Source organism: Blautia sp. AF14-40 (assembly GCF_003479665.1).
Taxonomy (GTDB): domain Bacteria; phylum Bacillota; class Clostridia; order Lachnospirales; family Lachnospiraceae; genus Fusicatenibacter; species Fusicatenibacter saccharivorans.
In genome coordinates this window covers 1-1,442 of the sequence record NZ_QUHK01000102.1, presented here as the reverse complement: position 1 = coordinate 1,442, position 1,442 = coordinate 1, and the positions used below count along the sequence as shown (strand labels likewise).

Annotated in this window: 1 protein-coding gene; it reads right to left on the bottom strand. The window is 45.2% G+C overall.

Annotated features, from left to right (window positions below):
* Nucleotides 1–20: 20 nt before the first annotated feature.
* Nucleotides 21–1,442: ATP-binding protein (locus DWW13_RS18485; protein ID WP_147398350.1), on the bottom strand; the 1,422-nt coding region annotated here is incomplete at its 5' end.

Sequence of the window (1,442 nt, the reverse complement as noted above, 5' to 3'; positions counted from 1 at the left end):
ACCTTTTATCCTTTCTTTCATCACTCCACCTCATTTCTCTGCACGGGCGGTCTGGTATCAAAAGCGTGTAGCAGTTCTTCAAAGACTGGGTGTATCTGCACCACGCCGACACGCCCGTATAAGTCCTGCAATAAACATTGTCCGTTTTCCAAATCACGAAGCCGTTTTTGGTTGTTCTCATCGTCCTTGTCAATACCGAAAAATTCTAGGGTCTGCTTTATCTCGTTGATGTCAGTAGAACGGAAAGCGAATTTCAAGCCGATATTATTTTTCAGACTTTCCTTCGATACGTCGCCAGAGGATTGTGTAACGAAATAAACGCCTGCCTGCATAGCTCGTCCAGCACGCACCAGCTTATTTGATAAAGTTTCGCCTTGTGCCACGTTTAAGAACGCCCACGCTTCGTCCAAATCTACAATCTTAAAAATACTTCTGTCGGAATGGATAAAATCAAGGGCAAAGGTACTAATCACAATGAGCATAGACACCGACAACAATTCAATGGTCGTGTATTCCTCAAAGGTCGTGTCCTTATCTGGCAGTACAAGGTCGGCTACTTGAATGATGTTAAGCTGGTTATCTAAACTGATAGCATTTTCTACCGTACCGTCTGAAAACAGCAGGTGTGCAAAGTCGTAGTCCGTGAAGCTGTCGATATGGTCTGCGATATTTCTTGATACTGGCGTATCTTCACGGCGTAGCTCGTCTATCACATGGAGCAAGCCCCGACTGTCGCTCTGGGTAACGGAACGCACCGCTTTACGAAGTACGGGGAATTTCTCGCCGTCCCTAGAGGAAATACCCGTAAGGAATGTTAAGATGTCGATTGCCAGACTTTCAGCGTCTTTTACATTCTTCATAATCACAAACGGGTCAAGAAGTCCTGCATTGCCTTTATCGCTTGTTAGGTTTACGATATTGATTTCATGGGCGATTTCTGGAAGTGTTTCTTTCCAGTTGCCACGCTCACTTTTAGGGTCTAACAGAAGTGCTTGACCGCCAAACAGCACCGCGTAATATACCAGAAGATTGTTACAGAACGATTTCCCACCGCCAAGCGAACCGACAAAAGCAGACGCTAAAGCGTTGGTAACTGTACCTTTTACACCTTGACTGGCAAGGGACGGTTGCAGGTACACATTTCTTCCCGTATCAACAGAATAGCCCATATAGATACCCGTAGTTTCTCCTAACTGCTGTGTCGCACCAAAACCAAGCCCTGCTAGAAAATCTGATTTTACATACTGCACATAATCATTGATATATCGCTTGCTGGCTGGTAAAAATTCAGAATGAAGCCCAAGCATATCCCCAGCAGGACGCACCAGCTTTACATTGAGGTCGTCGTAAAAGTCCTTGACTTCATCACAACGGCGTTTCAGCTCGTCAAGATCGGGTGCAGACACCCGTATGACGTAGCTTAACTTATACATACTTTCTTT